The sequence below is a fragment of the Phormidium sp. FACHB-1136 genome (assembly GCF_014697375.1).
Classification (GTDB): domain Bacteria; phylum Cyanobacteriota; class Cyanobacteriia; order Phormidesmidales; family Phormidesmidaceae; genus Nodosilinea.
On the sequence record NZ_JACJRS010000074.1, the window covers coordinates 20,805 to 27,365 of the forward strand.

At 53.5% G+C, this 6,561-nt stretch carries 6 protein-coding genes; 5 read left to right on the forward strand and 1 reads right to left on the reverse strand.

Features of this window, described 5'->3' with window-relative positions; genetic code table 11:
• Positions 1 to 2 precede the first annotated feature (2 nt).
• A complete protein-coding gene (locus H6G62_RS18970; RefSeq protein ID WP_190498026.1) occupies positions 3 to 611 on the reverse strand; it encodes a DUF1176 domain-containing protein in 609 nt (202 codons plus the stop codon).
• Between the two features lie 174 nt (positions 612 to 785).
• Here H6G62_RS18970 and glgA point away from each other — a divergent pair, with 174 nt between their 5' ends.
• The 5 genes from glgA (at position 786) to H6G62_RS18995 (ending at position 6,440) form a co-directional block, all read left to right on the forward strand.
• Positions 786 to 2,279, forward strand: coding sequence for a glycogen synthase GlgA (gene glgA, locus H6G62_RS18975; protein ID WP_190498029.1), 1,494 nt, complete (start codon positions 786 to 788; stop codon positions 2,277 to 2,279).
• Between the two features lie 191 nt (positions 2,280 to 2,470).
• Positions 2,471 to 3,571, forward strand: coding sequence for a KamA family radical SAM protein (locus H6G62_RS18980; RefSeq protein ID WP_190498031.1), 1,101 nt, complete (start codon positions 2,471 to 2,473; stop codon positions 3,569 to 3,571).
• A 315-nt stretch (positions 3,572 to 3,886) separates the two neighbouring features.
• Positions 3,887 to 4,768, forward strand: coding sequence for a hypothetical protein (locus H6G62_RS18985; protein WP_190498033.1), 882 nt, complete (start codon positions 3,887 to 3,889; stop codon positions 4,766 to 4,768).
• 258 nt (positions 4,769 to 5,026) lie between these two features.
• On the forward strand, positions 5,027 to 5,869 hold the full coding sequence (locus tag H6G62_RS18990) for a hypothetical protein (RefSeq protein WP_190498035.1): 843 nt from the start codon (positions 5,027 to 5,029) through the stop codon (positions 5,867 to 5,869).
• Positions 5,870 to 5,969: 100 nt separating this feature from the next.
• The gene (locus H6G62_RS18995) at positions 5,970 to 6,440 is read left to right on the forward strand and encodes an SET domain-containing protein (RefSeq protein ID WP_190498037.1); all 471 of its coding nucleotides are present in this window, start codon (positions 5,970 to 5,972) and stop codon (positions 6,438 to 6,440) included.
• Positions 6,441 to 6,561 lie beyond the last annotated feature (121 nt).

Genomic DNA, 6,561 nt, shown 5'->3' on the forward strand with positions numbered 1-6,561 from the left:
CACTAGGGATAAATCTGGGGAAAATTCTCTGGATCGGGAGCGGTTTGCACCCCATTGGGATCATCATTGCAGGCTTGATAACGGTAGGTCTCTAGGGCCAACCCTTCCCCCGTCCAACCATAGGTGGCGAAGGATCCGCAGTCGCCAATTCCACGGGCTTTGCTAAAGATCGTCAACTGGCCCTGGCTGGGGTCGAAACTGGCCAGACCGCCCACAGTGGGTTCGCTGACGCGCTGGAAGTTGCCCGCCTCATCGGGATAGAAGCCATCCAAGGACAACGGCGTTAGGGTACCATCGGACGCCACCGCCGCGTAGGCATACACCATCTGGTAGGCGGCGCGGGCACAGAGGACTTCAACCAAAGCCCGATCTCCCAGGACATAGACCTGGGATTCCGTTGCGGCAACTTCGGGATCAAAGAAGCCATCACAGAGATCCCGATCCTCCACCTGCGCCAGCACCAACGGGATCAGGTCGGATTCATTGGCCCAGGCGGTGTCCGGGGTATCGGAGGCAGCCGTCTGGCCTGAAGGTGGGGATGGGGCGGCCTGACAGCCCAGGCTGACGATCAGTAGGGCTAGGAAGCTCCAACGCCAAGGAAGTACTGCCATGGGAACCTCTGGGTAAACGGGACTTCCCTATCTTAGGTGCTGGGGTGCAGAACCCCCATGGACGGATACCCCTCAGGGACACGGAAATCAGCCCCAACGTCTAGGCATAACCGCCACACCCCCGTAGACTGGAACCTAGGATTTGTGCAGTGATTTCGGCAAAAGCGGGGCGATATGAAGATTCTTTTTGTGGCAGCAGAAGCAGCGCCCCTGGCGAAGGTTGGCGGTATGGGGGATGTGGTGGGTTCCCTCCCCAAGGTACTCCGCAAGATGGGGCACGACGTGCGGGTGTTTATGCCCTACTACGGCTTCATGCCCGACAAGGTGGACATCCCCAAGCAGTCCATCTGGAAAGGCACCGCCATGTTCAACGACTTCGAGGTCTACGAAACCCTCTTCCCCGATTCGGACGTTCCCCTTTACTTGTTTGGCCACCCCGCCTTTGATCCCCGCAAGGTCTACTACGGCGACGATGAATTTTGGCGGTTCACCTTCTTTGCCAATGGGGCCGCTGAATTTGCCTGGAACTACTGGAGCCCCGACATCATCCACTGCCACGACTGGCACACGGGCATGATTCCGGTGTGGATGCACGAAACCCCCGAGATCCAAACCGTCTTCACCATCCACAACCTCGCCTACCAGGGTCCCTGGCGCTGGCAGCTTGAGCAAATGACCTGGTGCCCCTGGTACATGCAAAGCCACAACACCATGGCGGCGGCGATTCAGTTTGCCAACCGGGTCAACACCGTGTCGCCCACCTATGCGGCCCAAATTAAGACCCCTGAGTATGGCGAACAACTGGACGGACTGCTGTCCTACGAACAGGGCAAACTCAGCGGATTGCTGAACGGCATTGATACGGAATCCTTTGACCCCGCCACCGACCGCTACATCGCCAAAAACTTCACCGCCGACACCCTCGATCAACGGCGCATCAACAAGATCACTATCCAGGAGGAACTGGGCCTAGAGGTGAATTCCCAGGCGTTCCTGATTGGCCTGGTGGGTCGCCTAGTGGAGCAAAAGGGGCTGGATCTGATTCTGCAAATTCTGGATCGCTTCCTTTCTTATACCGATTCCCAAATCATTGTGCTGGGCACGGGGGATCGCTACTACGAAACCCAGCTTTGGCAAATGGCCAGCCGCTACCGGGGACGTATGGCCACCTACCTGCTCTACAGCGAAGGAATCGGTCGCCGCATCTACGCCGGATCCGATGCCTTTCTGATGCCCTCCCGCTTTGAGCCCTGCGGCATCAGCCAGATGATCGCCATGCGCTACGGCTGTATTCCCATCGTGCGGCGCACGGGTGGCCTGGTGGATACCGTGCTCCACCACGACCCCGCCAACCACGCCGGAACGGGCTACTGCTTCGACCGCTACGAACCCCTCGACCTGTTCACCTGCCTCATTCGGGCCTGGGAAGGGTATCGCTACAAGGATGCTTGGCGGGAGCTGCAACAGCGGGCCATGGGCCAAGACTTTAGCTGGGACAAGTCCGCCGTGGAATACGTCAAGCTCTACAGCGAAGTCCTAGGGCTAGACTACCGGGAACAGCTCGCCCCCAAGATGGCCCCCTTGGTGACCATCCCCAACGAGTCCACCCCAATCACCGAGGACACGTCCAGTTCCGTGGGGTCTAGCCCTGAGGCCAAGCCCCTTTAGATCGTAGGGTAGTAGCGGAGGGGCGGCTGTCCATGCCATGCCTTCGCAGGCTGTCTAGGATGGTGAAAGACACCATAAGGCGATTTGGGTTGGGGCGCAGGCGGCCAGCGCCATCCGTAGTGGGAACGATAACGACAAGCCAGCCGCCCAGGGTGCCATGGTTAAGACCGAATCTCCCACCACCATACAACATGATGAAATGGACAGAGGTTGCCCCGCAGAACTGGCAGAACTGGCATTGGCAGCTCAAAAATCGTCTGAATTCCATTGAGGATCTGGAGGATATCATTCAACTCAGCCCAGAGGAGCGGGAGGGACTGGGCGCACCACACCATTTTCGGGTGGATATTACCCCGTATTTTGCCCAGTTGATGGATCCAACTGACCTCAATTGCCCCATTCGTCGTCAGGTGATTCCCCTGGGGCGGGAATTGCAGCCGTTTGAGGGGATGATGGCCGACAGTTTGGCAGAGGAGGCCCAAAGCCCAGTGCCGGGGATCGTCCATCGCTACCCAGATCGGGTGTTGATGCTAGTGACCACCCACTGCGCCAGCTACTGCCGCTACTGTACTCGCAGCCGCATCGTGGGAGATTTTCAGGCAACCCCCAGCCTAAATGACCTAGCGGCCCAGATCGACTACCTCCGGCAGCACCCAGAAATTCGCGATGTGTTGATCAGCGGCGGCGACCCCCTGACCCTCTCCGACGTGACCCTAGGGCACTTGCTCAAAGCCCTGCGGGGGATCGAACACATCGAAATTGTTCGCATTGGCAGCCGAGTGCCGATCTTCCTGCCCCAGCGCATCACCCCTGAACTGTGCCAACTGCTGCGACAGTTTCATCCCCTCTGGATCAACATCCACACCAATCATCCTAGGGAAATTACCGACGAGGTGGCCGTGGCCCTGGCCCGACTAGCGGATGCAGGGATTCCTCTTGGGAATCAAACCGTTTTGCTGGCCAACATTAACGATAGCGTCGAGGTGCAGCGCCAACTGGTTCACAACCTTGTGAAACACCGAGTGCGCCCCTACTATCTGTACCAATGCGACCTAGTGGCGGGGGCGGGTCATTTCCGTACCACGATTGCGAAGGGAGTGGAGATTATCTCGAAATTGCAGGGTTACACCAGCGGCTATGCGATACCCAAATACGTGGTCGATGCCCCCGGTGGCGGGGGCAAGGTGGTGGTGGCCCCACAAACTATTCTTGCCCAGCGCCCTAACCATCGGATTGTGTTGAAAACCTATACTGGAGAGACCGCTATCTACCAAGAACCCGCCGACTATTAGGCCGAGGTGGATCGACTTTGCCCTGATCATGGTCACTATCATCAGTGTTGATAGGTTAGACTTCGCTGGCCCAAGGGCTCTGCTGTCTATCTCTGTTGCCTGTTTTTGTCGCCCATCTGTGTCGTTGTTTTGCCAGTTATGTCGCAAGGTTCTGTGCATCGCCTCTCAGAGTCCAGACTGACCCTAGGGTTAGGATTGTTGCTATTGGGTAATGCTTTTGCACAAAAGTTATCGGAAATCATTTCTGTCAGTGGGTTCTTTAGCAATGTTGGCGTCAATCAAATCATCTGGGTCTGGATGATTGACGGCGTCCTTATGCTAGTCATTACCAGCTTAAAATCGCTGATTATTGATCGCCACAATCGCCGCGAGCTGATGGAGGACATGGTCATTGCGCTAGCCTTGGCCTTTGCTTCTCTACAAATTTTAATGGCCTTCAGTGGCCCAGCTTGGCTGAGTCAATCGCTTCTGTTTCTGCTTTCCCAGCAACAATGGCTCACTTTCCCGCTCATTTTTTGGGTGTTTACGAACGATCTACTAGGCATTAACCAGGCCAAACGCCTCATTCCTAAAATCGCCAGCTATGGCTTCTCTGGCTATGCCCTTGGCATTAGCTTTGTGGGGTTTACCTCCTGGGGGATGCAACGCCTTAACCTTCCCCACAACTGGATGGTAACGCTCTGTCTTACGATTAATATCAGCGGTGCGGTGAGTCAGTTCCTCGCACAGCCTTTAATGAATCAACTTGGTCTCAAAACCATCTTTGCCCTTCAACCGCTCTTTTCCCTGGTAGCCTCTGGTCTCATGATCGCGGCTCCTAGCTTTATGGGTAGCTTGATAGGAATTCTTCTCCAAAAGAGCACCCAGTACGGTGTCGATGAGCCCGCCAGGAAGGCTTTGCAGGCGTTAGTCCCCCAGGAGCGGCGGGGGCGAGTCAGTAATTTCATTGATGGCTACATGATTGGTCTTGGGGGGATTCTAGGGGCGTTAATTATTGCGATGATGACTATCACGGGTTGGCTAACGGGGCTAGACTTAGTGGGTAGCAACCTTTACCTCGTTGGGGCCATTGTTGCGTCGGTTGTTGCCCTGATATCCACCTGGAAAATGTATCAAACCTATAACATTAGTATGCTGGACTGGCGACTGCATCGGCGCAAACGGGGTGACAGCGTTTTAGACAGCCTTGATTTCTAACGCTCGATGCACTCTTTTAGTGAGATTACGTCTTTGATTCAGGGAAAGGATATGTTGAAATCTGCATCAAAAAGGCCAACTAGATTCCTCAGCATCCGAGCTAAGCTGTTAATAATCTTTACTCTTTTATTTACGGCGGCGTTTGGTACGCTGTTCTATCTACTCTACGATTTTGCGGTCGATGTCGCTGTACAGCGCATGAGAAAAAATCTAGAGGATTCACTCCTTGCTGCTGCCGCAGGAATCACTGCCGAGGAAATGACTCGCCTCTATCGGGAGGCAACCCGCAATGGGGATGGCTTTTCTGATAGTTATTTTTACCAAAAGCAGATGGACTGGTTTCAGCAGGTGCATGATGTCAATCCTGATGTTTGGCCCTATTCTTTTGTGCGCGGCAATCGAGCAGATACGCGCCGTGTGGGCGACCCCGTACTGACCAATGATGAGGTCGTTTTCTTGGTCGATTTGTGGTCGGCCTACGATCCGTCTAAGGCCGTGAAATTTCTAGAGCCCTACGCCGCCAGCCCCCAGATGATTGAAACCCTAGAACAGGGTGTAGTAGTTCATCGCCCCGAAGTGCCCCTCTATGATCAGTGGGGTGGATGGATTACCGCCTACGCCCCCGTGCGGGATAGTCAAGGGAATATTGTTCCTGGCTATGGCATTGGGGCCGATCTCACCGCTGAGTATTTAGATGATGTAAAAAGCGGAATTTTTAGGCGGATGTTAATCACCTTTTTGGTGTGCTATGTTATTTTGTTTCTCCTGATTTGTATTGTGGCCGATAGTTTTACTCGCCGCACGATTAACCTAACCCATGTGGCCCACGAGATTGGCGATGGTAAGTACGATCAAGATCTCAAGGACTTTTCTCAACCCCTGCTTGAGGATGAAATCACTCAGTTAGCGAATATCTTTGAGAGTATGGTTGCGAAGGTTAGTACGCGGGAATTTAAGCTAAAACAGCAGGTGTCGAATTTGTGCATTGAGATCGACGAAAACAGGCGACTGGAGGAGGTAAAAGAAATTACTGACAATGACTTCTTTAAGGATCTTACCGAAAAGGCAAAACTTATTCGTCAGCGCTACGACGAAGACTAGACTGGCAATTTCATAGGGCGAGTTAGAATCATTTTAGAGGTTGAGGGCTGATTGTCTAACCCATCGATCATGATGATATTTAACCTCAGGAGCGCTTACCATGGATGGCAAGATAAGGGAAATTAAGCGAGGACAAGAGGATCGATGTTCGGGAGCATTATCTGAAGCTGACCTGGCCAACTTGGTAGATAATGCTCCTAAATGTCAGCCCGGAAAGAGTACCGTAGATGGCTACGGTTTGATTGCGGCTGAACCCATTGCCGCCAGAGAAGTCATTATTGATTTTAGCGATCCTCAGATCTATCGAGAAACAACCTTTGATGCCCTAGAATCTTGGCGTTTAGAGGGTGGAAAATATACTGGAATTAGTGAGCAACGCTGCATTGTCTCGGATCAAATGACTAAATATTCCCTTCTAAATCACTCGCGAACCCCCAATGCCATCACCCATTTCAAGGAGCGTCAAGTGGTGGCTCTGCGCAATATTCAGCCGGGGGAAGAAGTCACCGTAGACTATCGACGGGAGTCCGTTTCACCCCAGGCTAAGGCCCACATTCAGCACTTTCTCTAAATGGCTCTCCTAATCTCGACTTTATCCATTTGATCCAAAAAGGAAAGCAGCAAGCAGAATTCAGATGAGGGTCTGAGGAACTTGCTGCGATGGAATTTATGTCGATGATGATAGCGTTTGC

Bases quoted from the DNA above. Each gene is read 5' to 3' on its own strand.
- H6G62_RS18985 (WP_190498033.1), top strand. From the start codon at position 3,887: ATGCTAGTCATTACCAGCTTAAAATCGCTGATTATTGATCGCCACAAT.
- H6G62_RS18990 (WP_190498035.1), top strand. From the start codon at position 5,027: ATGACTCGCCTCTATCGGGAGGCAACCCGCAATGGGGATGGCTTTTCT.
- glgA (WP_190498029.1), top strand. From the start codon at position 786: ATGAAGATTCTTTTTGTGGCAGCAGAAGCAGCGCCCCTGGCGAAGGTT.
- H6G62_RS18995 (WP_190498037.1), top strand. From the start codon at position 5,970: ATGGATGGCAAGATAAGGGAAATTAAGCGAGGACAAGAGGATCGATGT.
- H6G62_RS18970 (WP_190498026.1), bottom strand. From the start codon at position 611: ATGGCAGTACTTCCTTGGCGTTGGAGCTTCCTAGCCCTACTGATCGTC.
- H6G62_RS18980 (WP_190498031.1), top strand. From the start codon at position 2,471: ATGATGAAATGGACAGAGGTTGCCCCGCAGAACTGGCAGAACTGGCAT.